The organism is Streptomyces regalis (assembly GCF_001509475.1).
GTDB classification, from domain to species: Bacteria; Actinomycetota; Actinomycetes; order Streptomycetales; family Streptomycetaceae; genus Streptomyces; species Streptomyces regalis.
Genome location: NZ_LLZG01000276.1, coordinates 18,678 through 44,651, shown reverse-complemented (window position 1 = coordinate 44,651; position 25,974 = coordinate 18,678). Strand labels below are relative to the sequence as shown.

At 70.0% G+C, this 25,974-nt stretch carries 20 protein-coding genes and 1 pseudogene; 7 read left to right on the top strand and 14 right to left on the bottom strand.

Features of this window, described 5'->3' with window-relative positions; all coding sequences use genetic code 11:
* Positions 1-369 precede the first annotated feature (369 nt).
* From ADL12_RS25715 to ADL12_RS25700, 4 genes and pseudogenes are all read left to right on the top strand, one after another.
* Positions 370-789 (top strand): annotated as a pseudogene (locus tag ADL12_RS25715) (SCO6045 C-terminal-like domain-containing protein); the annotation flags it as partial.
* Between the two features lie 1,058 nt (positions 790-1,847).
* A complete protein-coding gene (locus ADL12_RS25710) occupies positions 1,848-2,651 on the top strand; it encodes a DUF4142 domain-containing protein (RefSeq protein ID WP_062705587.1) in 804 nt (267 codons plus the stop codon).
* A gap of 103 nt (positions 2,652-2,754) precedes the next feature.
* On the top strand, positions 2,755-3,552 hold the full coding sequence (locus ADL12_RS25705) for a TIGR04222 domain-containing membrane protein (protein ID WP_062705585.1): 798 nt from the start codon (positions 2,755-2,757) through the stop codon (positions 3,550-3,552).
* A gap of 123 nt (positions 3,553-3,675) precedes the next feature.
* Positions 3,676-5,346: an alpha/beta hydrolase gene (locus ADL12_RS25700; RefSeq protein ID WP_062705584.1), complete on the top strand. Its 1,671-nt coding sequence runs from the start codon at positions 3,676-3,678 to the stop codon at positions 5,344-5,346.
* 214 nt (positions 5,347-5,560) lie between these two features.
* On the opposite strand, the gene hemQ is transcribed toward ADL12_RS25700, so the two are convergent.
* Positions 5,561-6,292: a hydrogen peroxide-dependent heme synthase gene (gene hemQ, locus ADL12_RS25695; RefSeq protein WP_062705582.1), complete on the bottom strand. Its 732-nt coding sequence runs from the start codon at positions 6,290-6,292 to the stop codon at positions 5,561-5,563.
* Positions 6,293-6,297: 5 nt separating this feature from the next.
* Positions 6,298-7,758: a protoporphyrinogen oxidase gene (gene hemG, locus ADL12_RS25690; RefSeq protein WP_062705596.1), complete on the bottom strand. Its 1,461-nt coding sequence runs from the start codon at positions 7,756-7,758 to the stop codon at positions 6,298-6,300.
* A 175-nt stretch (positions 7,759-7,933) separates the two neighbouring features.
* On the opposite strand from hemG, the gene ADL12_RS25685 reads away from it, so the two are divergent.
* Both ADL12_RS25685 and ADL12_RS25680 read left to right on the top strand, forming a co-directional pair.
* Positions 7,934-8,965: a DUF4349 domain-containing protein gene (locus ADL12_RS25685; protein WP_062705580.1), complete on the top strand. Its 1,032-nt coding sequence runs from the start codon at positions 7,934-7,936 to the stop codon at positions 8,963-8,965.
* Between the two features lie 27 nt (positions 8,966-8,992).
* Positions 8,993-10,402 carry an FAD-dependent oxidoreductase gene (locus tag ADL12_RS25680; protein ID WP_062705578.1) on the top strand — a complete coding sequence of 470 codons (1,410 nt, stop codon included), beginning with the start codon at positions 8,993-8,995 and terminating at the stop codon, positions 10,400-10,402.
* Between the two features lie 59 nt (positions 10,403-10,461).
* Here the strand turns inward: ADL12_RS25680 and ADL12_RS25675 are convergent, their stop codons facing one another.
* From ADL12_RS25675 to ADL12_RS25620, 12 genes are all read right to left on the bottom strand, one after another.
* Positions 10,462-11,745, bottom strand: a complete 1,284-nt coding sequence (locus tag ADL12_RS25675) for an MFS transporter (RefSeq protein WP_062705594.1) — start codon at positions 11,743-11,745, stop codon at positions 10,462-10,464.
* Positions 11,746-11,990: 245 nt separating this feature from the next.
* Positions 11,991-12,539, bottom strand: a complete 549-nt coding sequence (locus ADL12_RS25670) for a nuclear transport factor 2 family protein (RefSeq protein WP_062705576.1) — start codon at positions 12,537-12,539, stop codon at positions 11,991-11,993.
* A 15-nt stretch (positions 12,540-12,554) separates the two neighbouring features.
* Positions 12,555-13,514 carry an alpha/beta hydrolase gene (locus tag ADL12_RS25665; protein ID WP_208614617.1) on the bottom strand — a complete coding sequence of 320 codons (960 nt, stop codon included), beginning with the start codon at positions 13,512-13,514 and terminating at the stop codon, positions 12,555-12,557.
* A 40-nt stretch (positions 13,515-13,554) separates the two neighbouring features.
* Positions 13,555-14,523, bottom strand: coding sequence for a Gfo/Idh/MocA family protein (locus ADL12_RS25660; RefSeq protein ID WP_062705575.1), 969 nt, complete (start codon positions 14,521-14,523; stop codon positions 13,555-13,557).
* Complete coding sequence (locus tag ADL12_RS25655; protein ID WP_062705573.1) at positions 14,523-15,929, bottom strand: NDP-hexose 2,3-dehydratase family protein; 1,407 nt, start codon at positions 15,927-15,929, stop codon at positions 14,523-14,525. The genes ADL12_RS25660 and ADL12_RS25655 overlap by 1 nt, the downstream gene beginning before the upstream one ends.
* Positions 15,926-17,242, bottom strand: a complete 1,317-nt coding sequence (gene rfbH / locus ADL12_RS25650; protein WP_062705571.1) for a lipopolysaccharide biosynthesis protein RfbH — start codon at positions 17,240-17,242, stop codon at positions 15,926-15,928. Before rfbH ends, ADL12_RS25655 begins: the two co-directional genes overlap by 4 nt.
* On the bottom strand, positions 17,235-18,233 hold the full coding sequence (gene rfbB / locus ADL12_RS25645) for a dTDP-glucose 4,6-dehydratase (protein ID WP_062705570.1): 999 nt from the start codon (positions 18,231-18,233) through the stop codon (positions 17,235-17,237). The genes rfbH and rfbB overlap by 8 nt, the downstream gene beginning before the upstream one ends.
* Positions 18,230-19,309: a glucose-1-phosphate thymidylyltransferase gene (locus ADL12_RS25640; protein ID WP_062705568.1), complete on the bottom strand. Its 1,080-nt coding sequence runs from the start codon at positions 19,307-19,309 to the stop codon at positions 18,230-18,232. The genes rfbB and ADL12_RS25640 overlap by 4 nt, the downstream gene beginning before the upstream one ends.
* A 39-nt stretch (positions 19,310-19,348) precedes the next feature.
* Positions 19,349-20,512, bottom strand: a complete 1,164-nt coding sequence (locus ADL12_RS25635; RefSeq protein ID WP_062705566.1) for a DegT/DnrJ/EryC1/StrS family aminotransferase — start codon at positions 20,510-20,512, stop codon at positions 19,349-19,351.
* A 136-nt stretch (positions 20,513-20,648) separates the two neighbouring features.
* Complete coding sequence (locus ADL12_RS25630; RefSeq protein ID WP_062705564.1) at positions 20,649-22,238, bottom strand: MFS transporter; 1,590 nt, start codon at positions 22,236-22,238, stop codon at positions 20,649-20,651.
* Positions 22,235-23,551 (bottom strand): nucleotide disphospho-sugar-binding domain-containing protein, encoded by a 1,317-nt coding sequence (locus ADL12_RS25625; protein WP_062705562.1) that lies wholly within the window; start codon positions 23,549-23,551, stop codon positions 22,235-22,237. Before ADL12_RS25625 ends, ADL12_RS25630 begins: the two co-directional genes overlap by 4 nt.
* Before the next feature lie 51 nt (positions 23,552-23,602).
* Positions 23,603-25,084: an FAD-dependent monooxygenase gene (locus ADL12_RS25620; RefSeq protein WP_062705560.1), complete on the bottom strand. Its 1,482-nt coding sequence runs from the start codon at positions 25,082-25,084 to the stop codon at positions 23,603-23,605.
* 223 nt (positions 25,085-25,307) lie between these two features.
* On the opposite strand from ADL12_RS25620, the gene ADL12_RS25615 reads away from it, so the two are divergent.
* Positions 25,308-25,949 (top strand): antibiotic biosynthesis monooxygenase, encoded by a 642-nt coding sequence (locus ADL12_RS25615; protein WP_062705558.1) that lies wholly within the window; start codon positions 25,308-25,310, stop codon positions 25,947-25,949.
* Positions 25,950-25,974 lie beyond the last annotated feature (25 nt).

Here is a 25,974-nt window from a genome sequence, read left to right as displayed (position 1 = left end):
CAGGAGCTGACTGCGAGCGAGCCATCCACGGAAGGTGCAGCTGCGGGAGAACCGTCCGGGAGGAAGTCATCCACAGAGAGGGCTCGCTCGGGAGAGGCGTCCGGGAACGGGGAGTTCACGGGTGGGGCATCGTCGACGGAACCTTCTGGAGGTTCGGCGCCTGCGCAGCAGGCCTCGCGGGAGGCGGCGCGGGAGCTGGAGACCGCTCGCGAGCAGGAGACGGTTCGCTCCGGAGAGGCTTCCGGGGACGTGGCGTCGTCGACGGGGACATCCGGAGGCTCGGCGCCTCCTCTGGAGGGGGCCTCGCGGGAGTCGGCACGCGAGCCGGAGGCAGTGCGCGAGCTGGACGGGGGGCCGGCCGGGGCGTTCGCCGACCCCGCCCGGCAGCGCCTCGGACTCGCGCAGGCCGCGCTGCTGTCCGCGCTCGTCGCCGGTACGCCCGTGCCGGAGGCGTTCGACCGGGTGCGGCTCGGGGTGCAGGCGCGGGCGCTCGCCGGGAAGCGGGCGGACGTCGTGGCGAAGGTCGCGCCCGAGTTGCCGGTGATTCTCGGGGACGGGTATCGGCGGGCGTTCCTCGCGTACAGCCACGGGCACCCGATGACCGACGGCTATCGCCGCGACGCGCTGGACTTCGCCGGGTATCTGCTGGCCGAGGGTCGGCTCGAGGACGCGCGGATGCGGGCGGAGCTTCGGGAGTGGTGGCTGGAGCGGTCGGGACCGAAGCCACGGTCCCGGCGGCCGGGGGTGCGGCTGGCCCGGGCCACGCGGCGAGTACTGCTGCGGCGATGAGCGGCCGGCGGCGCGGCGCACGACGGACGTGACCGGGGTCGCTGGGGTCGCCAGGGCACCAACTTGACCGGCTCACCGGGTGGCTGGGGGACCAACGTGACCTGTCGCCCGGGGTGGCCGACGACCGCGATTGCCGTAGAAGCCGAACGCGAGTTGCGCAGTGCAGCAGCGAGCGGCCTAGGGCCCGGGCACACCACGGACGTGACTCGCGCGGCCCAGGTGGCCGGCGCCCAAGTGACCGGACGACCGCGATTGACGTAGAAGCGGAACGCGAACTGCGCGGTGCAGCAGCTCGCGGCCTACGGCCCGGGCACACCACGGACGTGCCGCGCGGCCGACGTAGCCGGCGCCCGAGTGGCCGGTCGACCGGAGTGGCCGGACGACCGCGATTGACGTAGGAGCGCCACGCGAGTTGCGCGGTGCAGCAGCGAGCGGGCCACGGCCCGAGCACACGACGGACGCAACTGGCGCGGCCGATGTAGCCGGGGCCGAGTGACCGGACGACCGCGGCGGCCGACGACCGCGATTGACGTAGAAGCGGAACGCGAGCTGCGCGGTGCAGCCGCGAGCGGGCCACGGCCCGGGCGCACGACGGACGTGACTCGCGCGGCGAGGTAGCCGGGCCGAGTGGCCGGACGACCGTGGTGGCCGGACGAGCGCGGTTGGCGGCGGAGCGGCACGCGGGTTGCGCGGTGCAGCAGTTCGTGAGTTGGGCGGTGCAGCCGTTCGCGTCGGTGGTCGGCTCACGCCCCGTCCGCGCTGCACCCGCAGCCCGGCGGTCCCCGCCTACGCCAACTCCCGCTCCCTTACTGGACGCCCCCGCCCCTCAGAGTGTGCCGGGGTTAACAGCCCAGCCCTCGCCATGGCCCGCGCATCCGTTTCACCCACCTTTATCACCGTACGCCACCCACTCCTCCTCCCCCATTCGCCCGTAACCACCCCCGTTGCAACCATTCGCTCCGGTACGGCAGTTGGCGTAGACCCCGCCGTACCCCGAAGTAATATGCCAACCCCACCCCCGAAGCGCACTAACGTGCGGTGCCGCAACAGGAGGCACCATGCGACCCCGACCGCGACCCCCCATCAACGGCCGAGGCATCTTCAGCGGCACCGGACTCATCATCACGGGCCTGACGGCGACGCTGCTGGCGATGATCTTCCCGATCTGGTCGTACGCCGACCGGTCCGGGACCGGTCTGGACGTGCTCAACGCCGAGACCGTCTCGACCGGATACGGGCCGTTGTCCGCCCTCGACCGGGACTTCATCACGAAGGTCCGGTTGGCCGGACTGTGGGAGCTGCCCGCCGGTCGGCAGGCCCAGCAGAAGGGCGCCACGCCGGCCGTACGGACCGCGGGGCAGCACCTGATCGAGGGGCACGCGTTCCTGGACGAGCGGGTGCGTGACGTCGCCGCCAAGCTCAGCCTGGAGCTGCCCAACGAGCCCACCGAGCAGCAGCAGGAGTGGCTGGCCACGCTGAACTCCGCCCAAGGCGTCGAGTACGACTGGCAGTTCGCCAACATCCTGCGGCTGGCGCACGGAAAGGTGTTCTCCGTCATCGCCCAGGTACGGGCAAGCACGCGCAACTCCCTCGTGCGCAAGCTGGCCGACGACGCCAACACCACGGTGCTGGACCACATCACGGTCCTGGAGGCCACCGGTTACGTCGACTTCGACGCCCTGGTCCAGGACATGGTCGCCGACAGCACCCCTCCGCTCACCCCGTCCCCCGCCCCACCCGGCCCGACCGCCGACCCCGCTCCGGCAACGCCGGTGACACCGCCCTCGTCCCCGACGTACACCCTCCCGCCGGCCACCACCAGCCCACGCGCGGCGGACACCGAGCTCTTCGAGGTCTCCTGACCGCCCGGCCCCCTCGATCCGGAACGTCACATACCGACAACTCTCCGTCCGCATCGTGAACAAGGCATGGCGTTTCACAGAGCCTTTGGCATAGAAACGCGGCATGTTCTGGGTCCTTCTCCTCCTGCTGGCCTGGGCCGTCACCGGCACGGCGTGCACGCGGCTGTGCCTGGCCGCCGTGCACGCCGCGGCCGTGGACACGAAGGAGGCGACCGCGGGCCAGGGACGTGATCTCACGCTGTACGAGGCCGCGTTCCTGTCCGGCGGCCCCCGGCGGGTCGCCGATCTGACCCTCGTCTCCATGGCGCGGCAGCGGCGGTTGCTGCTCGCGCGCACCGGCTGGGCGACGGTCGTCGATCCGCGGGGCCGGGACGAGATGGAACGCTCGGTGATAGGGGCCATCGGACCGGAGGGGCAGTCGCGGATCGAGCCGGTGCGGGACGCCGCGGCTGCCGCCGACGCGATCGGCAGCCTCGCCGACCGGCTGGTCAGCGCGGGCCTCGCCGTGCCCGACGGGACGCGCAACGGGATCACGGCCGCGATCCGGCAGGTGCAGCTCGCCGCGGTGGTCGTCCTGGCGCTGGGGACGGTCGCCCTGCTGACGCCGGCCCAGTCGGCCATGCCGGCGCATCTGGTCGCCCTGTGGTTCGCGCTCCCCTTCGTGCTCACCCTGAGCTGCCTCGCCATCGCCCGAATCGAGATCCACCCGTACGCGCAATGGGCCTCCCCGGCGGGGCAGCGGCTGCTCAGCGGCCTGGTCCGGCGCTCCCGGGGCGGGGACGACCGTACGTTTCTCACCTCCGTCGCCGTACGGGGCGTGCGCGCGATCGGCGAGCCGGACCTGCGCGCGGCCTTCGCGCACCGCGAGCCGCACCATGAGGCGTCGCACTGGAGCGACTGACATTCGCGGGGGCCGGTGACGCATAGGGGGCATAGACGCCGACACCGGCAGACGGTGCTTGCCTTCACCAACAGACAAACGAAATATCCCTTTTGTTGCTGCCGTGCTGCGAAGGGATACGCGATGAGAGCTCCCGCCCTCTACTCGGCCGCCGGGGCCATGCTCCTGACGACCCTCTCCGCCGCCCCGGCCGGCAGCACCGGGGCCGCCCCGGGCATGGACGAACGGCACGGCACGACGGTGGCCGTGGCGCGCGCCAGGGCGGCCGGCCTCACCTTCGGCAGCTGCCCGAAGGAGCACAAGCTGCCGGACCACGTGAAGTGCGGCACGGTGTCCGTCCCGCTCGACTACGCGCATCCCGACGGCAAGCAGATCAAGCTCACCGTCAGCCGGGTGCAGGCCACCCACAAGGACCCGCACAACAGCAAGCGCCGGGTGCCGAGCCAGGGTGCCCTGGTCTACAACCCGGGCGGCCCTGGCGCCTCCAGCCTGCACTTCCCGCTGATCGGTGTCCTGCCCGCGTGGAAGCGGCTGGCGGGCGCGTACGACCTCGTCGGCTACGCCCCGCGCGGAGTGAGGCCTTCCGCGCCGCTGTCCTGCGAGAACCCCAAGCAGCTCGCCAAGAAGCCCTCGCACGCGCCGACGCACCCCTCGGAGTCGTACAAGAAGGAGCGCATCGCCCGCGCGAAGGCCTACGCCCGCGGCTGCGCCCAGCGCACGGGCAGCGCGCTGCGGCACTACAACTCCCTCAACAACGCCCGTGACCTGGACGTCCTGCGCGCCGCGCTGGGCCAGGAGAAGCTGACGTTCATGGGCGCGTCGTACGGCACCTACTTCGGCGCGGTGTACGCGACTCTGTTCCCCTCGCACGTGCGGCGGATGGTCTTCGACTCGGCGGTGAACCCCGACCCCGCGCAGGTCTGGTACCGCAACAACCTCGCCCAGTCGGCCGCGTTCGAAGGGCGGTGGGAGGACTTCCGGGAGTGGGTGGCCAAGCACCACGGCGTCTACGGGCTCGGTGACACCTCCGAGGAGGTGCAGCGCAACTACGAGAAGGCGCGGGCGCGGCTGGCCGTGAAGCCGGCGGGCGGGAAGGTCGGGACCGGGCAGCTGCAGGAGGCGTTCCTGCAGACCGGGTACTACGACGACTACTGGCCCGCGCGGGCGCAGGCGCTGTCGGCGTATCTGAAGGGCGATGCGAAGCCGCTGGTCGAGCTGGCCGCGCCGGTGACGGAGGCGGCGGGCGAGGACGAGAACTCGAGCGCGGTGTACACGGCCGTGGAGTGCAACGACGCGCCCTGGCCGACGGACTGGGCGGTCTGGGACCGGGACAACACGCGGCTCGCGCGCGTGGCGCCGTTCGAGACCTGGGACAACGTGTGGATGAACCTGCCGTGCGCCTACTGGCCGGCGCCCCGACAGGAGCCCATCGACGTGCGGACGGGGCCGGGTGAGGTGCCGCCGATTCTGATCCTGGCCGCCGAGCGGGACGCGGCCACGCCGTACGAAGGGGCCCTGGAGATGCACCGGCGCCTGGCGGGCTCGGTCCTGGTGACGGAACGGGACGCCGGCACGCACGGCATCGCGTACGGCCCGAACGCCTGCGTCAACGGCCACCTCGACGCCTACCTGCTGGAGGGCCGCCTCCCGGCGCGACGCGCGGCGTGCGAGGGGCACCCCGAGCCGAAGCCGGAGCGCCCGGGCGACCCCCAGGCGAAGAAGCTGAGCAAGCAGACCGACACGAAACCGGGCGGCCGGCCCCAGGATGCCGCGGCCGCCCGGCCGGCGCACTGATCAGGCAAGCCCGGCGACCAGCTCCACCACCGACTTCCGGCCCCCGGTACCGCATCTTCCGGGGGCACCCCCCGGACCCCCGGCCGACCTCACCTCACCGCAACCGGCCAGGCAAGCCCGGCCACCAGCTCCACCACCGACTTCCGGCCCCCGGTACCGCATCTTCCGGGGGCACCCCACGGACCCCCGGCCGACCTCACCTCACCGCAACCGGTCAGGCAAGCCCGGCCACCAGCTCCACCACCGACTTCCGGCGCCCGGTGAAGAACGGCACCTCTTCACGGACGTGCATCCGGGCCTCGGAAGCCCGCAGGTGGCGCATGAGGTCGACGATGCGGTAGAGCTCGTCGGCCTCGAAGGCCAGGAGCCACTCGTAGTCGCCCAGCGAGAACGAGGCGACCGTGTTGGCGCGCACGTCCGGGTAGCCGCGGGCCATCTTGCCGTGGTCGGCGAGCATGCGCCGGCGGTCCTCGTCGGGCAGCAGGTACCAGTCGTAGGAACGCACGAAGGGGTACACGCTGACGTAGTTGCGCGGCGTCTCGTCGGCGAGGAACGCCGGGATGTGCGAGCGGTTGAACTCGGCGGGGCGGTGCAGTGCCATGTTCGACCAGACCGGCTCCAGGGCGCGGCCCAGCTTGGTGCGGCGGAAGAGGTTGTACGCCTCCTGCAGCTGGTCGCTGGTCTCGGCGTGCCACCAGATCATGACGTCGGCGTCGGCCCGCAGACCGGACACGTCGTACGTGCCGCGGATCGTCACGTCCTTGGCGGCGAGCTGGTCGAACAGCTCCTGGACCTCGTCGGCGTAGCCCGCGCGGTCCTCGGGGAGCACGTCCTTCAGCTTGAAGACGGACCAGAGGGTGTAGCGGATGACCTCGTTGAGGTCCTTGGCCAGCTTGCCCTTGTTCGGGATCCTGCCGGACTCGGTGGTGGGGGCGTCGTCACTCATGTCCCTTATTCTCCCGCTCCTCCGTGCAGACTCTGCACCGGGTGGGCGGTGAGCTCCTCCACACCGCTCAGATCGCCGGCCAGCTGGTCCACGGCGGCGTACGCGCTCGCGATGCACGCCGGGATGCCCACGCCGTCGTACGGCGCCCCGCACACGGCGAGGCCCGGCACCTTGGCGACGTGCTCGCGGATGCGGGCCACGCGCGCGTGGTGGCCGACCGGGTACTGGGGCAGGCCGTCGGTCCAGCGGGTGACGCGGGTTTCGAGGGGGGTGGCGGCGAGGCCGGTCGCCGCCTCCAGATCGTGCCGGGAGACGTCGACGAGGTGGGCGTCGTCGCGCTCCAGGATCTTCGTCTCGCCGTATCGCCCCACGGACGTGCGCAGCACGACCACGTCCGGGTTCTCGTCGGCGATCCAGCCCCACTTCTGGGAGGCGAACGTGGACGCCTTAATGGTGCGCCCGTCGACCGGTGGCACGAGGAAGCCGCTGCCGGCGGGGAGGTCGGTGTCGGCGCGGCGGTAGGCGAGGGTGACCAGGGCCATGGAGGCGTACTCGATGCCGTCCAGCTCGGCGGCGGCTTCGGGGGCCTCGGCGCGCAGGAGGGCGGCTGCGGCAGGGGCGGGTACGGCGACGACGACCGCGTCGGCGTGCAGCACACGGTCACCGGTGACGACGCGCCACCCGGTGGGCGCCTCGCGGTGCAGCTCCGTCACCGGCGCCCCGGTCACGATCTCGCCGCCCCGCGCGCGCACCGACTCCGCGACCGCGAGGGGGAGTTGGCCCACGCCGCCCTCGATGCCCATGAACACCGGCCCGGTCTGCCGGCCGGCGGCGGCCTTGGCCTGGATCTCGCGGACCGCCTCCGTCAGGGAGTCGTGCGTCTGCGCGGCCTGGAAGAGCTGCGGGACCGCCGAGCGCATCGAGATGCGGTACGCGTCGCCCGCGTAGACCCCGCCCAGCAGGGGCTCGACCAGGCGGTCGACGACCTCGCGGCCGAGTCGTGCCGCCACGTACGCGCCGACCGCCACGTCGTCCCCGACCTCGGTGCGGGGCAGGTCTGCGTCGCGCTCGATGCGGGCCAGGCCCTCGTCGGACAGGACGCCGGAGAGGGCGGACGCGGTGCCGGGAACGCCCATCACATGCCCCTTGGGCATGGGGCGCAGGGCGCCGCGGGTCCAGATCGAGGCCGTCGCGGTAGCGGGTGCCTGGAGGCGGTCGGCGAGGCCCACCTCGCGGGCGAGGGCGACGGCCTCGGGGCGGCGGGCCAGCATCGACTCGGCGCCGAAGTCCACGCGCGCGCCGGCGATCTCGCCGGGCAGCAGCTTGCCGCCGACCCGGTCCGAGGCATCCAGGACGGTGACCTGCCGGCCGGCGTCCAGCAGCCGGTGGGCCGCGGCGAGCCCCGCGATTCCGCCTCCGATGACGACGACCCGGCCCGTACCCGTACGAGTCTCCACTTCGCTCATGTCCACAGCCTCTCAGACCCCACTGACATCCCGTCCGCGCCCCCGTGTCCCTCACGAGGTGTCCTTCACGAGTCCCGACCGTGACCGCATCGGGACCGTTTCCCGCCAACGTTCCGCCGGACCCGGGCGTCGAAGAAGCATCAGTCGTCACGACGACCCTCGGGGGTACGCCCACATGCGCGCACGACGTTCCGCACGATCCGTAGGTTCCGCACGATCCGTACGACCAGTCCAGGCCCTGGCCGGCATCCTGCTGGCCGCCGCCCTCGCGCTCACCGGCTGCAGCGGCGCGGACGACTCAGGGGCCGACAGCAGCGCCGCCGGCGGCGAGGCCGCCCAGGCGGACTCCCAGGCAGGTGCGAAGGAGGGCGCTCCGGACAGCGGCTCCGGCGCCGACCAGGCGAGCGCCGCGCCCAAGGTCACCGCGAGCCACATCATCCGCACCGCCTCGCTGACCGTGCAGGTCAAGGACGTACCGAAGGCCCTGGACGAGGCCCGCACCACCACCGAGAACGCGGGCGGCTACGTCGGCAACGAGACCACCACCCGGGACGACGAGGGCCACGAGCACACCCGCGTCGTCCTGCGCGTGCCCGTCGACCGGTACGCCGACGTCCTCACGGACCTGGAGGGCGCGGGCAAGCTGATCGAGCGCAGCGCCAAGGCGCAGGACGTCACCGACCAGGTCGTCGACGTGGAGAGCCGCATCAAGTCGCAGCGCGCCAGCGTGGCCCGGATCCGCGAGCTGATGGACCAGGCGACGAAGCTCAGCGACGTGGTCACGCTGGAGGGCGAACTGAGTTCCCGCCAGGCCGACCTGGAGTCGCTGCTCGCCCAGCAGGGGTCCCTGAAGGACCGCACGAGCCTCGCCACGATCACCCTCTCCCTCTCGGAGACGCCGGTGAAGAAGGCCCCGAAGGACGATGAGGACCCCGGCTTCCTGGACGCGCTCGCGGGCGGCTGGGGCGCGTTCGTGACGATGCTGCGCTGGCTCGCGGTGGCGTTCGGCGCCGTGCTGCCCTTCGCCGCGGTGGCGGCACTGATCGTGCTGGTGTGGCTGAAGGTCCTGCGGCCCCGGCTGCCGCGCCGCCCGGCGACCGCGCCCGTGTCGACCGCGCTGGGCCCGCTGCCGACGGCCCGTCCGGCACCGACGCCCACGCGCGCGGGGGACGAGCGTGGTGCCGAACAGGGCGGCGAGCAGGACTGAAATGCCCGGCCCTCGTAGCGTGTTCGCATGAACATGAGCGCTGCGAGGGGTGTGCGGGGTACACGGGAGCGACTGGTCGTGATCGGAGGCGACGCCGCGGGGATGTCCGCGGCGTCGCAGGCGCGGCGCCTCAAGGGCGCCGAGGAGCTGGAGATCGTGGCGTTCGAGCGCGGCCACTTCACCTCCTACTCGGCCTGCGGCATCCCGTACTGGGTGGGCGGCGACGTACCCGACCGCGACCAGCTGATCGCCCGTACGGCCGAGGAGCACCGCGCGCGGGACATCGACCTGCGCATGCGGACGGAGGTCACGGAGATCGACGTGGCCGGCGGCCGGGTACGCGCGCGTGACGTCGATTCCGGCGCCGAGTCCTGGACGTCGTACGACAAACTCGTGATCGCCACCGGCGCCCGCCCGATCCGCCCCGACATGCCGGGCGCCGACGCCCCCGGCGTGCACGGCGTCCAGACCCTCGACGACGGCCAGGCCCTCATCGACACGCTGGCACGCACGCGTGGCCGCCGCGCGGTCGTGGTCGGCGCCGGATACATCGGCGTGGAGATGGCCGAGGCGCTCATCAACCGCGGCTACGAGGTGACGGTCGTCAACCGCGGCAGCGAGCCCATGTCCACACTCGACCCGGACATGGGCCGCCTGGTGCACGAGGCCATGGAGGGCCTGGGCATCACGATGGTCAACGACGCCGAGGTCACCAAGATCCTCACAGGCGAGGACGGCCGCGTCCGCGCGGTGGCCACGGAGGCCGCCGAGTATCCCGCGGACGTGGTCGTCCTGGGCATCGGCGTACGCCCGGAAACAACCCTCGCGCGAGCCGCCGGCCTCCCCCTCGGCGACCACGGCGGCCTCCTGACCGACCTGGCCATGCGCGTGCGCGGCCACGAGAACATCTGGGCGGGCGGCGACTGCGTCGAGGTCCTCGACCTGGTCTCCGGCCAGGAACGCCACATCGCCCTCGGCACCCACGCCAACAAACACGGCCAGGTCATCGGCACGAACGCCGCCGGCGGCTACGCCACGTTCCCCGGCGTCGTCGGCACGGCCGTCAGCAAGGTCTGCGACCTGGAGATCGCCCGCACGGGCCTGCGCGAGAAGGACGCGCGCAGAGCGGGCCTGCAGTTCGTCACGGCGACGATCGAGTCCACGAGCCGCGCGGGCTACTACCCGAGCGCGTCGACGATGACGGTCAAGATGCTCGCCGAACGCCGTACGGGCCGACTGCTGGGCGTACAGATCGTGGGGAGGGAGGGCGCGGGCAAGCGGGTGGACATCGCGGCGGTGGCGCTGACGGCGGGGATGACGGTGGAACAGATGGTGTCCCTCGACCTGGGTTACGCCCCGCCGTTCTCCCCGGTGTGGGACCCGGTACTGGTGGCGGCCCGCAAGGCGGCGAAGGCAGTCAACGCACCACTCTCATGACAGCGGGGCGGGCACGCGACGTCGACATCTGATCGTCGTGTTCAGGGCTGTCGCGCCGGTTACGGGACCGAGGTGTCGTCCAGGTCCGTGTTCGGTGCAGGCCTGGCCGTACGGCGTGAAGGGAACGGGACGGCCTTCGTGGTGCTCAGGTGCACAGCGAGGACCACGAGGGCCGCCACCACGGATGCCGTACCGCCGACGAGGAGGCCGGACCGTGCTCCCAGCATCTCGCTGAGCCCTCCGATGAGCAGGGCGCCGAAGGGGGTCGTGCCCTGGAAGACCAAGGTGTAGAGGGCCATGATCCGGCCCCGGTAGGCGGGGTCTGTGCCGAGCTGGATGCGGTGGTTGGCCGCTTGCGCGAAGCAGACGGAGCCGAAGCCGGTACAGAACAGCAGCACGGCGGCCACGGCGTAGGTGGGCGCCAGCCCCGCCAGGGCCTCCAGGGTTCCGAACCCCAGCGCCGCCGCGATGACGAGGCTGAGCGGCGGTCTGCCCCGACGCAAGGTCGTGACGAACGCGGCGACGAGGGATCCGGCAGCGAGGGCGGTGGTGAGCAGCCCGAACTCGGCGGCGTCGGCGTGGAAGACGGTCTTGGCGAGCAGCGGCAGGGTGAGCTGGAAGTTGAATCCCAGCATGCCGATCACCGCGACGAGCACCATCGGAAGGAGAAGCTCACGGCGGGACATCAGATGGCGGATTCCGTCGATGGCCCGGGCACGTTCGGGGCGACGTCCACTGCGGTGGAGTTCGCCTGGGCGCATCATGCGCAGTGCCACCACAGTCGCCAGATAACTGGCGGCGTTCAGCACCATCACGACCGCGGTGCCGGAGCCGCTGATCAACAGGCCCGCCAGAGCCGGGCCGACCACGCGTGCACAGTTGAAGTACGCGGCGCTCAGCGCGGACGCGTTGGGCAGCAGATCGGCCCCCACGAGTTCGCTGACGAAGGCCATGCGGGTGGGCACTTCGACGGCGTTGACCGTGCCAAGGCCGAGGGCGAAGAGATACACGTGCCACAACTCCACCCATCCGCCCAGGACCATCAGGGCGAGCAGCAGCGCGAGGACACCCGAGACGACGTTCACGGCCATCAGCAGGCGGCGTTTGTCGTGCCGGTCGGCGAGTCCGCCGGCGTAGAGAGTGAGCAGCAGCAGCGGCGCGAACTGGAGCGCCGTCACCACCCCGAGGGCCGTACCCGAGTCGCCGGTCAGTGAGAGTACGAGCCAGTCCTGGGCGACGACCATCATCCAGGTGCCCGCGACGGACATCAGCTGGCCCGCCGCGAAGAGCCGGAAGTTGCGGACCGTCAGGGACTGACAGGTGCTGGCGAGGACGTGTTTCATCGGGTCCTTCATACGACTGTTCGCCGCGGCGGTGTGGCATCCGTCGGCCGGGTGACGGTCCGGGGGTGTGGACAGGCGTCAGCACCGCCTTCCGCGGGTGCAGCGGAAGGCGGACAGGTCGCGGATCGCCGCTCCCCGCCCGCTGCCACCGCGGGACGGCCGCGGGCGGGTGCGGCGAATCAACGGCAAGGCACGCAGCAGGAGCAGACCCCTCGGGCGGGGAAGGAGGGAGCCGTGACGCCAGATCAGGGGCATGGTGTTTCCTCGTCGTCCTGGACAGGGAGTGCTACGCGAAGGGGCCCTTCGATACCCGGTTCGGAACCGGGGGTCGGACGGCCGCTGGTCCACAGGACCGTCACGGTGAGCCGCGAGATCCGCCAGCCGTCCGGCGTGCGTACCGCCTCGACGTCGTACGCGGCGCCGCCCACGAAGTTCGGGGCGGTACCGTCGCCGTGCGGCACGTGCGTCGCGCGTACGTTCGTCCGTGCGGTGGCACGGACCCCGTCCAGCTCGATCAGGCAGTTCGTGGCGAGGTGATGGGTGCGCGCGAAATGCCGCCTGGGACCGCTCTGGAACTCGGGCAGCCCCACGATGCCCTCATGCGTACCGTTGGGCAGGGCGAGCCTGACGTCCTCGGTGAACAGCGAGCGATACCACCTCTCGCCACACCGCTGCGCATCAGGATGATCGAGGCCGATGACGAATCGGTTGACGAGCCCGGTGAGTTCGGCGCGGTCCGTGAGCGCGCGCAGTTGCTCGCCCGGCCCGGGGGCCCTGTCGTCGGGCAAGGCCATGCGAGGCCTCCTTTCTCACATGTGCAGGCGTGTCTGGTGAGTGGCTGAACAGCGGACGTCCGGCCCTTCCCCGGCCGGCGGCGGGCAGCTGACGCGCGGTCGCCGGAGTGGTGCCGTGTCCCGTGCCAGGAGGCATTCCTCCAGGAATCCCAGCGCTCTGAGGTGGTAGCTGCGGGCCGCCCAGCCGAGGCTGATGTTGTGTCCGGCGTACGGCTGGTGGTCCACCGTCACCTTCGTGCCGGACAGGGGTGCTTTGAGCGCCTCGACGGCCTCGTCGTCGAAGCGCCACCACAGTTCCTGCTCGGCGAAGGTGAACCGGACCGGGATCGTGACCAGGGCGGCGATGCCCGGGTACAGGTGGGGCCACAGCGGCCCTTCCCTCGCCTCCAGGCCGGGTACCGGGCTCACCAGTGCCCGGCCGAGCCGAAACGCGTCCGGCGGATAGAGTCGTAGAGACCCCCAGTGCCGACGCCAGTCCCCGTGCCCGTCCGGTCCAGGCAGTTGGTGCGGGGCCACAGCCAGGGTGCTGCCCAGTCCGGATATGTCCAGGCCGATCAGTCGGCTGGTGGACGGCGTGGCCGCGGTGGCCAGTGCCAGCTTGCCGCCGTTGGAGTGCGCCACCAGGAAGAAGCCGGCACCGGTCTCGTGGGTACCCGCGAAGTCGCCGAGCGCGGCATGCAACGTGGCCGCCTGGCGGTCGACCGTCTGCCCCTCGGGCAGACGCGGGGTGGATGCCCCGTAGCCGGGCCGGTCGACGGCCAGTACGGCGTAGCCGAGCCGAACGCCCAGTTCGAGTAAGGAGAGGCCCGGCCTGGCCCGGCTGTCGAAGTAGCCGGCACTCATGCCGCCGCCGTGGATGGCCACCACCACGGCACGCGGTGGGCTGGACGGCTCGGCGAGCAGGGCGGAGATCGGGATGCCCGCGGCGTCGAGCGTGATTCTGTGGATCTCCGGGGCATCGGTGGTCGAACTCATTTCTCTCCCTCGGCGAGACGGTGACCGCGAGGTCGGCGCCTCAGGGTCCGAGTACGGAGGCGTGCTGTCGCACGGCGTGCAGAAGAGCCGCCTGGTGCAGCGAAGCCTGGTCCGGTGCGGCGCCGACACGCACAAAATCCGCGAACGCCCGTACGGCGTGCGCCACTTGGTCGGCCGGCGGGAGACGGATCTCCTCGGTCCCCGTGCCCCGCTCGACGCGGATGCACGGTGCGTGGTCTGCGGCAGGGGTGAAGGCCCGTTCCACGGTGATGCGCCCCTCGCTTCCCCAGAGCTCATACACCGACCGGTAGCCGTGATCGAGACCGAAGGAAAGCTGGGCGGCCACGCCCTGGGGTGTGCTCAGGAGCGCCGTTCCCGCCGTGTCCACCGCTCGACCTGCGCTTCTCGCGAGGGACGCGCCCTCGACGCGGAGCTCCTCTCCCAGGAAGTACAGCGCCGCCCGTACTGGGTAGACGCCGGTGTCCCAGAGGGCTCCGCCGCCCAGCACCGGGTCGTGTCGGATGTCGTCGTCGGGCAGCCGGGGGATGGCGAACGCCGCGTGCAGCACCCGGAGTTCGCCGATCGCCCCGTCCGCCAGCAGGCGCCGTACCGCCGCGTGCTGCGGGTGATGGACGAACATGACGTTCTCCACCAGCGCCAGCCGCGCCGCCGCAGCCTGCCCGACGAGCCGCTCGGTGACGGCCTGTTCGGTCGTCAGCGGCTTCTCCGCGAGGACATGTTTACCGCTGTTCAGCGCCGCCTCCACCCACTGCGCGTGCAGCGCAGCGGGCAGTGGCACATAGACGGCGTCGATGTCCTCGCGAGCGAGGAGCTCGGCGTAGCCGTGCACTGCCTGGCAACCGAATCCATCCGCGGTGGCCCGGGCCTTGGCCGCGTCTCGGCTGGCGACCGCGACGAGTTCCACCTTGGGGTCCGACGCCATCGCGGGGAGCATGCGGCGTTGTGCGATGTCGGCACAGCCCAGCACGCCTATGCGCACGGGATCCATCAGAGCCGTACCGCCTGTGAGGTCAGGCAGGAGAGGAGGGTCCGGGCCTGAACGTTGACGTAGTGGTTGTGCCGCAGCAGTCTGGCGAACTGCTCGGGAGTGACCCAGACATAGCCCGGCGGCGGGTCGAGCGGCGCCTCCTGCTCGTCGGACTCAAGGAAGAGATAGCGGCTCTCCGCATTCAGGAACCGGCCGCCTTCCTCCGAGTGCACGGCCTCGTAGCGGATGCGCGACGGGTCTGCGTCGAGCACCGCGTCGAGGAAGGGCGGGCGGTGTGCCGCCGTCAGATGGGCGTAGTTCTCAGGGGTGTACTGGACCGTCGGCCCGAGTTCGACGGTGTCGGCGAACCCGCCCTCGACCCGTGCGTGCGCCAGCAGATGCGGGACTCCCCCGAACCTGCGGGTCAGGAACGCCGTGACGCCCAGGCCATGGGGTTCGAACAGCGGCTGGGTCCAGCGGGCCACCTCGCGGTTGCCCGCCTCCACGGCGACCGCCACCACGCTGAAGTAGCGTCCTGCCTCGTGGTCGATGGTGCCGTGGCCGCGCTTCCAGCCGCGGATGTCCCGGAGCGGGACACGCTCCGCGGAGACGTCATGCCGGGCTCGCTCGGCGGTGAACCAGGACAGCAGCTCGGTGTCCGAGTGCAGAGCGTCCGTGCCCGGTTCGGGGGCCAGGGCGCAGGACAGCACCGTACGCGCGTCCATGTTCACGACATTGTCCCGGCGCAGCAGCTCGCCGATCTGACCGAGGGTCAGCCAGCAGAAGTCGTCATCGAGCGGCACCTCCCCGAGGGCCTCCACGATCATGTTGCGGTTGCTCTTGCGGAGGAACCAGGAGCCGTGCTCGGACTGCAGCGAGTCGGCGAGGATCCGTCTGCGGCCGGGCTGTGTGAAGTGGTCGATGTACTTCACGTCGGCGCCCTTGTGGGCTTTGGTGTAGTTGCTGCGGGTGGCCTGGACGGTCGGGGACAGCTGCAGGAGGTTGGGGTTGCCGGGCTCCATCTTGGCCTGCATGAGAAAGTGCAGGACGCCGTCGAACTCCTTCACGAGAATGCCCAGGATGCCGACTTCGGGCTGCTTGATGATGGGCTGTTGCCACTCGCGGATCGGACCGTCGCCGACCGTGACATGCAGCCCCTCCACGGAGAAGAATCGCCCGCTGCGATGCACCAGATTCCCGGTGCTTTCCAGGAAGGACCAGCCCTCCAGATCACTGAACGGGATCCGGCCGACCCGGAACGCGTGGGCACGGCGGCGTGCTTCGAGCCAGTCGGTGAAGTCCTCGGTTCGCAGCCCTGCCCCGTCGGTGGTGAGGGCGGACCGGGCCATGCGCTCGGGCAACCGGGTGTCCTCGCGCGGACGCAGCATGGTGCGGGCGGCGTCGACGGTGGTGGTGGTGACGGTCATGCGTTGGCCCCCACGAACTCCTTCACGCTGGAGGCGATGTAGTCGATCATCTCGTCGGTGAGGCCCGGGTAGACACCGACCCAGAAGGTGTGCTCGGTGATGATGTCGCTGTTGTGCAGATCCCCGACGATGCGGTGCGGCTGGTCGATGTAGGCGGGCTGGCGTGTGAGGTTGCCCGCGAACAGTCGACGCGTCCCGATCTTGCGGCCCTCGAGGAAGTCGACCAGGGCGGCCCGGGTGAAGGGCGCCGCGGGGTCGACGGTGATCACGAAACCGAACCAGCTCGGCTCACTGCCGGCGGTGGCCTCCGGCAGGACCAGATGGGGCACTCCGTCGAGGCTCTCGCGCAGGCGGCGCCAGTTGTGTTTGCGCGCCTCGATGAATCCGTCGACTTTCTTCAGCTGCGTCAGGCCCAGGGCTGCCTGGAGGTCGGTCGCCTTCAGGTTGTAGCCCACGTGCGAGAAGATGTACTTGTGATCGTATCCCTTGGGCAGCTTGCCCATCTGGTACTCGAAGCGCTTGAAGCAGGTGTTGTTCTTGCCCGGCTCGCACCAGCAGTCGCGGCCCCAGTCACGCAGTGATTCCACCACTCGGGCCAGCTTGAGGTCAGAGGTGACGACGATGCCGCCCTCACCCATGGTGATGTGGTGTGCCGGGTAGAAGCTGACGGTGGCCAGGTCACCGAACGTACCGGTCTGCTTGCCGCCGTAGGTGGAGCCGACCGCGTCGCAGTTGTCCTCGACGAAGAACAGCTCGTGTTCCTTGGCGAGCTGAGCGATCTCGGCGACCTCGAAGGGGTTGCCGAGCGCATGGGCGATCATGACAGCCCGGGTTTTGGGGCCTATCGCCTGCGCCACGCGCTCCGCGGTGGTGTTGTACGTGCCCAGTTCCACGTCGATGAAGACGGGGACGAGCCCGTTCTGCACAATCGGGTTGACCGTGGTCGGGAAGCCGGCCGCGACCGTGATCACCTCGTCCCCCTTGCGCAGCCGCCGGTCGCCGAGGGTGTGCGAGGTCAGCGCGGTCAGCGCCAGAAGGTTGGCCGAGGAGCCGGAGTTGGTCAGGTGGGCCTTGCGCCGCCCGAGCCTTCGGGCGAAGGCGGACTCGAACTTCTGTGAGCTCGGTCCCGCGGCAATGTGCATGTCCAACGCCGCCTCGACCAGGGCGGCCCGGTCGTCCGCGTCGAGGACGGCGCCCGAGGGCCAGATCTCGGTGACGCCCGGTTCGAACGGACCCTTGGCGCCCTGCAGTTCCTCGTGGTAGGCGCGAGTCGCGTTCAGGACGTTCGCCTTGTTGGTACTGGTCTCAGCCATGCTGGAGGCCTTCCGTGTGTGCACGGCGGTGCTTGACCGCCTTCCACCAGTTGGGGTTGTCCCGGTACCAGGCGACGGTGTCGGCGAGGCCCCGGTCGAAGTCGACGCGCGGGGCGTACCCGAGCTCTTCGCGGATCTTGCTGTCATCCAGGGAATAGCGCAGGTCGTGCCCCTTGCGGTCGGCCACCCTGCGCACCATGGACCAGTCGCTGTCGCAGAGTTCGAGGAGCGCCTCGGTGATGTCGAGGTTGGTGCGTTCGTTGCCGCCGCCGACGTTGTAGATCTCGCCACCGGCCCCCTTGGTCAGGACCAGCTGGATGGCGCGGCAGTGGTCGTCCACGTGCAGCCACTCACGGATGTTGCGTCCGTCGCCGTAGAGCGGCAGTTGCGCGCCTTCGAGCAGATTGGTGACGAAGAGGGGGATCAGCTTCTCGGGATGCTGGTAGGGGCCGTAGTTGTTGGAGCAGCGGGTGATCGACAGGTCGAGACCGTGCGTACGCCAGTAGGAACGGGCCATGAGGTCGGAGGAGGCCTTGCTGGCCGCGTACGGCGAGTTGGGGGCCAGGGGCCAGCTCTCCGTCCAGGAGCCCTCGGTGATGGAGCCGTACACCTCGTCCGTGGAGACGTGTACGACCCGCTCGACGCCGCTGGTCAGGCAGGCATCGAGGAGTGTCTGGGTGCCGCCCACGTTGGTCCGGACGAACTCGGCCGCGGACTGCAGGGAGCGGTCCACGTGCGACTCGGCGGCGAAGTGGACCACAGCGTCGTGTCCGGGAAGCAACTCGCTCAGCAGCTCCGCGTCGCAGATGTCCCCCTGGACGAATTGCAACCGCGGGTGGTCCCTCGGAAGGTTGTCGCGGTTCCCGGCGTAGGTGAGCTTGTCGATGACGGTGAGGTCGGCTCCCGTGGCCCCCTCGTACCGCCCTTCCAGGAGGGAGCGTGCGTAGTGCGAGCCTATGAAGCCGGCGCCGCCGGTGATGAGGATCTTCATGCCGCCACCTCGATCCGGGTGTGGTCGCCGACCACCAGGCGGTGGCAGGAGACTCCGTCGTCGCCCGTTCCGACATTCGCCATGCGGCCGATCAGTGAGCCCTGGAGGCCCGGTACGTCGGCGACGGTTGCACCGTCGAGGACGATCGAGTCCCTGATGCGAGTCCCGCGCAGTACGCAATCACGCCCTATGGATGTATATGCGCCGATATGACAGTTCTCGATCACGGTCCCTTCGCCGACCACCACGGGGCCGTCGATCCGGGAGTTGATGACGCGGGCGCCCGCCTCGATGCGGACCTGCCCGGACAGGGTGCTGTCCGCGTCGACCACGCCGGGTCCGGCGCCAGGACCGTCGTCGCTCAGTCCCGCGAGGATGTGGTGATTGCATTCGAGGACGTCGTCCACGCGACCGGTGTCCTTCCAGTACCCGTGGTACTGGCTGGCCCGCACCACCTCACCGTGCTCCACCAGCCACTGAATCGCATCGGTGATCTCGAGCTCGCCCCGCGCACTCGGCGTGATCGAATCGACCGCCTGATGAATCGCCGGCGAGAAGAAGTACACCCCGATCATGGCCAGGTCGCTCCGCGGCTGCGACGGCTTCTCCACCAGCCGCTCCACCGCACCGTCGGGACCCAGTTCCGCCACACCGAACGCCCGCGGATCCGCCACCTTGCGCACCACCACCTGCGCGGCCGGCCGCTCCGCACGGAACGCCTCGGCCACTGACACCACGCCATCAGGCAGCATGTTGTCCCCGAGATACATGACGAAGTCGTCGTCTCCCAGGAACGGCCGCGCCAGGGCGACACAGTGGGCGAGCCCCAAAGGCTGGTCCTGCTGGATGTAGGTGACCTTCACCCCCAGCCGCGTGCCGTCTCCGATCACTGCGGCTATCTGGTCTCCCCAGTCGCCCACGATGATCCCGATTTCCGATACGCCGAGGGCCCGGATGTTCTCGACCACGTGCGCCAGAACCGGCTTGTTCGCGATCGGGATCAGTTGCTTCGGCATCGAATGGCTGAACGGACGCAGACGGGTCCCCGACCCGCCCGACAACACCAGAGCCTTCATGGGAATGGGTTCCTCACTGTGTAAGAGAAGCTGAACAGGTCAGCGAACTCGTCGGCTTCGGGCCGACGCTGAGCGGTACTCCACGGACTTGCGCAGCACGGCGGCCACCTTGCGGACCTCTTCGTCGTCGAGCCCCTGGTGCAGCGGTAGCAGCAGGGTGTTCTCGGACGATGCCTCGGTGCCGGGTAGCTCGGCGTGGTCCGATCCGTACGCCGGGACCTTGTGCAGCGGCGGGTAGCGGAAGGTGGTGTAGATGCCTTCCTCCAAGAGGTCCGCGGCGACCTGGTCGCGAATCTCGGGCTCGAGCTGCACCCAGTAGAAGTAGTGCGACGAGGTCTGGCCCTCCGGCGGCTCGGGCGGCAGCACCACACCGTCGACGTCCGCGAGCAGCTGACCGTACAGATCGCCGATGGCGCGGCGACGCGCGACGAACTCGGGGAGTCGGGCCAGCTGAACAAGTCCGATGGCGGCCGCGATGTCGTTCCCGACGATCCGCCGGCCGAAGTCCTTGACGTTCAGCTCCCACCAACGGTGCGAGACCCTGGCGGCGGAGAAGCCGCTGGACTGCTCGAGTCCGTGGTACGCCAGTCGCTTGGCGCGCAGGGCGAGTTCGGGATCGCGGACGTACAGCATGCCGCCGTCCCCGGTGACCAGGACCTTCATGGCGTCGAAACTCCACATGGCGACATCGCCGAAGGTGCCGCAGGCCACGCCGTCGACCTTGGAGGCCACCGCGCAGGCCGCATCCTCGATGAGTCGTATGCCCCGCTCTCGGCAGAGTCGGGCAATCGCGGCGACGTCCCCGGGGTGTCCGCCGTAGTGCAGGATCAGAACGGCCGTGGTGTCGGGGGTGAGGGCCTGCTCGATATGGGCGACGGTCGGGTTCATGGTCCGCTCGTCGACATCGCAGAAGACCAGCCGGGCACCGGTGGAGGCGACAGCGTTACCCGCAGCGACAAAGCTGGCGGACGGCATGACGACCTCGTCGCCGGGCCCGATCCCGAGTAGTTCGGTGGCCAGGAACAGCCCCGAGGTGGCGGAGTTGATGAACAGCACATGGCCGGGATCAACGCCCAGGTGGGCGGCGAACCTCTCCTCGAATTCCTTGGTACGAGGGCCGTGCCCGAGCCAGTTGCTCGCGAACACCTCGGAAACAGCAGCGAGTTCCTCATCGCCTGTCGTGGGCTGGAACACGTTGATCATCTCTACGTCTCCTGTAGAAAACATGGGCCTGTACGGGCGAGCGGGCAGGCGGAATCGCCGTCGGGACCAGGGATCGGTTCCGGATCCCGCCGCGACAGGGCAACGGCCGTGCCGCGGCAGGACGGCGAGCGAACGGTCAGGCGTTTTCGGGGCTGACCGTGGCCTCGTGCGCGGTGGGGGCGGGGGTTTCGTCCCCGTCGTCCGAGGGCGAGGTACCTGTTGCGGGTGCCTGTCGCAGGAATACAGCCACCACAGCCGCGGTCACCAGTGCGATCGCCACACAGACCAGTGCCGTGACGTGAAAGGCATCGGTGAAGGACTGCCGGGCGACGGCGATCAGGGGGTCACCCCAGGTGGTCTCGCCGTACTGCTCGACCGCCGCCAGGGTGCCGCCGAGCGTGTCACCGACCGCGGCATCGGGCACACCGGACGGCACCCTGTCGCCGATCTCGGCGTGGTAGGCGGCGTTGAAGACACTGCCGAGCAGGGCAAGGCCTAGGGCACCGCCGAACTCGGTGCTGGTCTCCTGGATGGCGGACGCCTCACCGGCCCGCTCCGGCGGCGCGGAACCCACCAGGATGTCGGTGCTCAGCACTCCGGCCGGGCTCAGGCCTGCGGCGAAGACCACCGAGGACGCCACGAGCATGCCGATGCCGGATGAACTGTCCAGCCGGGTCAGCATGAGAAAGCCGACGGCGGCGATGACCAGTCCACCGGCGATGATGACGGCAGGGCGCACCGTCCGGACCAGGGTCGTGGAGATCATCACAGCGATGATCGCCATCACGGTCATCGGCATCATCCACAGTCCCGCCGCGAAGGGTGAGAGCCCGGCGACCAACTGGAGGTGCTGGGCGACCAGCAGGTTGACGCCCATCATCATGAGCGTGCCGAGCGTCATCGCGGTCAGCGCCGTGTTGAAGGAACGGCTCCTGAAGAGGTTCAGGTCCAGGAAGGGCTGACTCAGGACGCGTTGCCTGCGGACGAAGACCGCGCCCAGGAGCAGGCCGAGCAGCACGAATCCCAGCGGCAGCAGCCCGAATCCCTCCGAGGCGACCTTCTTCGCGCCGTACACCACACTCAGCACCGCGAGCAGCGACAGCAGGGCGCTGGGCAGGTCGAGCCTTCCGGCGCTTTCGTTGCGGTACTCCGGCAGCACCATCGGGCCGACGATCAGCAACAGCACCATCACGGGGACGGCCAGCAGGAAGACCGAGCCCCACCAGAAGGAGCCGAGCAGTGCGCCGCCGACCAGCGGACCGGCCAGGGCGCCGACCATGAAACTGGTCATCCACACGCCGATGGCGACCGACCGCTGTTTGGCATCGAGGAACATGTTGCGGATCAGCGACAGCGTGGAAGGCATCAGCGTCGAGGCGGCGATGCCCAGCAGGCAGCGGGTGACGATGAGCATCGCCGCGCTGGTGGACAGGGCCGCGAGCACCGAGGCCATACCGAAGGCGACGCCTCCGATCAGCAGCAGCTTACGGCGGCCGATCCGGTCGCCGAGGGTTCCCATGCAGATCAGGAATCCGGCCAGGGTGAAGCCGTAGATGTCAGTGATCCACAACAGCTGAGCGGCGCTGGGCTTCAGGTCCGCGCTGATCATCGGCACGGCGAGATGCAGCACCGTGAGGTCCATGGACAGCAGCACCGTGGGGAGTGCGAGGGTGACGAGGCCGATCCACTCGCGCCGCCCGGCGCGCGGCGTGGCGGATGTGCTCATGAGGCGTCCTTTCGGTCCGAACGGTAGGTGCGGCCGCGTCCGGCGATCAGGGTCTCCAGCTGCGGAATGATGTCTGCGGGCGCCGGGGCTGCCGCCGTGTCCGCCCGGAGCGCCGCGGCCCCTTCCCGGAAGGCCGGTTCGGTGAGCACCCGTTCCAGTTGCTTGCGCATCTCCTCGACGGTGGCGTGGCCGGCCTCGATCACCAGTCCCGCATTCCGGCGCTCGACATACCGCGCCATGTCGACGTATTCGGAGCCTTCGAGCGGCAGCATCAGCTGGGGCAGTCCTTCGGCGACGGCAGCGGAGATCGTGCCGCCGCCGCCGTGGTGGATGACAGCCACGCAGGTCGGCAGGAGCTGGGTGAGGGGAACGTAGTCGACGGCGCGGATGTTGTCGGGCAGCCTTCCCACCCCGGCGAGCTGCTCGGCGGTGAGGGTGGCCACGAACTCCACGTCCAGGCCGTCGGCAAGGGCCAACAGCCGTGCGGTGAATTCCTCGTTGTCGGCGAACAAGGCGCGGGCGCTGGTGCCGAGAGTCAGCGCGACACGGGGCCTGGCAGGTCGCTCTCGCAGCCAGTCGGGCAACGGTGCGGCACCGGTGTAGGGGACCCAGCGCACCGACACGGTGGTGCCCTGGACCGGTAATTGCATGCCCTGGGGCGTCGGGTCCACGCTCCACTGGCCGAGCAGCACCTCCTCGTCGAAGGTGTCGCCGTACCGTTCGAGGAGGGGACGGATCATCTCCGCCATGACGTCCTGACCCGGCGGGTTGCTGTTGCTCAGCCGCTCCACATACTGCTGACGAACCCAGCCGAACTGGTCCAGTCCCCACAGGAACCGGGCGTGCGCGACTCCAGCGGCCCGGGCCGCGATGGGGGACGGTGCGAACAGCGGGTCCCAGAGCACCAGATCCGGCTGCCAGTCACGCAGGAATTCGGTGAGTTCATCCACGGCCGGCCGCGGTCCGTCCGCCTCGGGGGCTCGCTCCCCGGCTGAGGTGTACATCGCGAACAGGGCCAGCAGATAGTGCCGGACCACCTGCCAGCGGTTGGTGTCCTCGGGGTCGATGTCCAGGGTCCGGGCAATGGACTCCAGCCGCTCGTCGTGCGCCGTCGCCGCGACGGCGGCGCTGACGTCGATCTCTTCGCGCAGCGGTACGGCGGTCAGCCCCGCGGCGGTGATGGCGTCGACGGTCTCCCGGTGGGCGTGGGTGACCACACGCACCTCGTGGCCCTGGCTCTGCAGGGCCCAGGCGAGTGGGGTCAGCGGGAAGAGATGCGCCGTCACCGGCAGCATCGTGAAGACAACACGCAAGGATCTCTCCGTTGGTTGGTGAGGAGTCGGCGCGACACGGGTCACCCCGCGTCATCGGTGGGGGGTGCCAAACCAGCGGTTCAGCGCGGTCTCCAATCCGTCGTCCGCGCCCGGGGAGGTCCAGGCGACATGACCGTCGGGGCGCAGCAGCACCGCGTCGGTCCCGGCGAACGGTTCGTAGGAGGGCAGGTTGTGGAAGGCGCCGGTGGTCACGTCGACGCGGTCGCCCCAGGGTGCGGCGACGCTGCGCAGCTCGGCGTCGTCGGCGAGGTCGAGGAGGACACCGCGCGCCGGCCTCAGCAGCTGGGAGACAGGAGTCCCGGTGCCGGGGAACGCGCTCGTGACCACGTCCAAGTCCGGCATCCGCAGGCCGAGGGCCGGGTGGGCGCCGGTGCCGACGTCGTAGCGAATGTCGAGGCCGCTTGCCTGCCCGATGAGGAAGCGGTTGGGCTCGTCGAAACCGATCAGACAGGTCATCACATCGCGCAACGGCTGGGTCTCGGCCCCGCCGAAGAAGAGCATGCCCTGGGCGAGGGTGTTGGTGATCAGGGTCTGGCCCACCGGGTGGCGTTCCTCGTGATAGGTGTCCAGCAGGGCCTCGGGGGCACGTCCCGTGACCACGGCACCCAGCTTCCAGCCCAGGTTGAAGCTGTCCTGGAGGGACACGTTCATGCCCTGTCCGCCGGCGGGCAGATGGATGTGGGCGGCGTCGCCCGCCAGCAGGACGCGCCCGCGCCGGTAGGTGTCCACGAGGCGTGCGGCGTCGGTGAAGGAGCTGACCCACTGCGCGGTGGCACCGCTGATGTCCTCGCCGGTCAACTGCTTCCAGGCGACGGCGACTTCGGCGAACCCCACCGGTTCGGTGCGGTGCTGGGGGCGGGCGCCGTGGAGTCGGATGACGATGCGGTTGACGTCCGGGCCCAGGGGTGCGGCGAGCACGATACCGGCGGGCGAACGCTCGCCGGTGAAGCGGGGGCTGATGGCCGGACCGCTGATGTCGGCCAGGAGCAGTTCCACGGTGGCGTCCTGGCCCGGGAAGTTGAATCCGCCGAGGCGGCGCACGGTGGAACGGCCACCGTCGCACCCCACCAGGTAGGCGGCGCGCAGGCGTTCGGTGCCGTGCGGGCCCGTGATCTCAGCCTCGACAGCGTCACCGTGATCTGTCAGTGCGGTCAGTTCACGGCCGTACGCCACCGTGACGCCGAGGCACGCGACCCAGTCACGCAGTACCTGTTCGGTAAATCGCTGCGGTATCCCGGAAACACTGGCGTGGAGGCCGTTCTCCGGGGTGAAATCCAGCGGCAGGCTGCCGAAGTGGCCGGCGATGGGGGTGATCACTTCGCCAAAACGGTGGAGCAGTCCGCGCTGGCGGAACATCTCCATGGTTCGTGCGGTGAAACCCATGCCGCGGGATTCGCTGGTCGGGCCGTCGAGACGGTCCACGAGGACGACGTCGGCGCCCGCCAGGCGAAGCTCTCCGGCCAGCATCAGTCCGGCCGGACCGGCGCCTACAACGATGACGGACGTACCCATCTTTCTCCCTCGCTTTGATGCCGAGCTCTCGAATCAACCATCACGGAGGACACCGACCGGTCTCAATAGTTCCCACTACAGAGCTTGGTCAGCTTGCTTCAAATGTCCGAAAAAACGCATTGGAGGGCGGGCCCGTGACATCAACGATGGGGTTGCCACACGCCCAGCAGTCAACAATTACGGGAGAGTCACCATGGCTATGAGCAGTGCCCCGTTGCCCCGCATGGACCGGCCCGACGCGGAAATCGTGCTCGTGAGCCGCCGATTCGTCGGCGACCGGGACCGTCAGAAGGCGGCCGTGGAAAGCATCATGGCACACTGGTCAACGCTTCGTCTGCCCGCTGAATTCCGTTCACTGAGCTGTTTCGAAAGCATCGACGGCGAACACGTGATGACCGTTTCCCAGTGGGCCGACGAATCGTCTTTCGACGAGTTCTCCAAGGCCCATCCGCCGCTGCCGATCCCCGGTGTGGAGACTCAGGCGGACGTCGGACGCCTGCGCCCCCAGGTGTTCCGTCGCTATCGGAGCAACACATCAGGGGGAACGGAGGAAGCCGTCTGCGTCGTCACTCCGGTATTCGACGTGGACGGCCCCGAGCGGCAGCGGCAGGCGGTGGACGCACTCCTCGACGGGCCGTTGGGCGAGTCGTTCCCAGGGCTGAAGGCGATGCACTTCCATCTGAGCACCGACGGAGTACATGTCCTCAACTACGCCGAATGGACCTCGGCGGACGCCCATCGGGCCTTCCTCGAAAGCGAGTTGTCCAACCAGGCCTTCGCCACGCTGCAGGGCCTCGGTGGAGTGCGCGGCCTGGGCGGCAAGGCCTATGTGCTGCACAACCAGCTGACCGGCCCCGCCTCCTGAAGCCTCCCGGCGCCGGACACCCAGC

What these genes read in the sequence shown, in the direction of transcription:
- ADL12_RS25620 (WP_062705560.1), bottom strand. Translation starts at nt 25,084, where the DNA reads ATGGGTACGTCCGTCATCGTTGTAGGCGCCGGTCCGGCCGGACTGATG.
- ADL12_RS25665 (WP_208614617.1), bottom strand. Translation starts at nt 13,514, where the DNA reads ATGAGTTCGACCACCGATGCCCCGGAGATCCACAGAATCACGCTCGAC.
- ADL12_RS25705 (WP_062705585.1), top strand. Translation starts at nt 2,755, where the DNA reads ATGTTCTGGGTCCTTCTCCTCCTGCTGGCCTGGGCCGTCACCGGCACG.
- rfbH (WP_062705571.1), bottom strand. Translation starts at nt 17,242, where the DNA reads ATGGCTGAGACCAGTACCAACAAGGCGAACGTCCTGAACGCGACTCGC.
- ADL12_RS25630 (WP_062705564.1), bottom strand. Translation starts at nt 22,238, where the DNA reads ATGAGCACATCCGCCACGCCGCGCGCCGGGCGGCGCGAGTGGATCGGC.
- ADL12_RS25640 (WP_062705568.1), bottom strand. Translation starts at nt 19,309, where the DNA reads ATGAAGGCTCTGGTGTTGTCGGGCGGGTCGGGGACCCGTCTGCGTCCG.
- ADL12_RS25700 (WP_062705584.1), top strand. Translation starts at nt 3,676, where the DNA reads ATGAGAGCTCCCGCCCTCTACTCGGCCGCCGGGGCCATGCTCCTGACG.
- hemQ (WP_062705582.1), bottom strand. Translation starts at nt 6,292, where the DNA reads ATGAGTGACGACGCCCCCACCACCGAGTCCGGCAGGATCCCGAACAAG.
- ADL12_RS25660 (WP_062705575.1), bottom strand. Translation starts at nt 14,523, where the DNA reads ATGGATCCCGTGCGCATAGGCGTGCTGGGCTGTGCCGACATCGCACAA.
- ADL12_RS25670 (WP_062705576.1), bottom strand. Translation starts at nt 12,539, where the DNA reads ATGGCCTTGCCCGACGACAGGGCCCCCGGGCCGGGCGAGCAACTGCGC.
- ADL12_RS25710 (WP_062705587.1), top strand. Translation starts at nt 1,848, where the DNA reads ATGCGACCCCGACCGCGACCCCCCATCAACGGCCGAGGCATCTTCAGC.
- hemG (WP_062705596.1), bottom strand. Translation starts at nt 7,758, where the DNA reads ATGAGCGAAGTGGAGACTCGTACGGGTACGGGCCGGGTCGTCGTCATC.
- ADL12_RS25675 (WP_062705594.1), bottom strand. Translation starts at nt 11,745, where the DNA reads ATGAAACACGTCCTCGCCAGCACCTGTCAGTCCCTGACGGTCCGCAAC.
- ADL12_RS25680 (WP_062705578.1), top strand. Translation starts at nt 8,993, where the DNA reads ATGAACATGAGCGCTGCGAGGGGTGTGCGGGGTACACGGGAGCGACTG.
- ADL12_RS25615 (WP_062705558.1), top strand. Translation starts at nt 25,308, where the DNA reads ATGGACCGGCCCGACGCGGAAATCGTGCTCGTGAGCCGCCGATTCGTC.
- ADL12_RS25635 (WP_062705566.1), bottom strand. Translation starts at nt 20,512, where the DNA reads ATGATCAACGTGTTCCAGCCCACGACAGGCGATGAGGAACTCGCTGCT.
- ADL12_RS25655 (WP_062705573.1), bottom strand. Translation starts at nt 15,929, where the DNA reads ATGACCGTCACCACCACCACCGTCGACGCCGCCCGCACCATGCTGCGT.
- ADL12_RS25685 (WP_062705580.1), top strand. Translation starts at nt 7,934, where the DNA reads ATGCGCGCACGACGTTCCGCACGATCCGTAGGTTCCGCACGATCCGTA.
- rfbB (WP_062705570.1), bottom strand. Translation starts at nt 18,233, where the DNA reads ATGAAGATCCTCATCACCGGCGGCGCCGGCTTCATAGGCTCGCACTAC.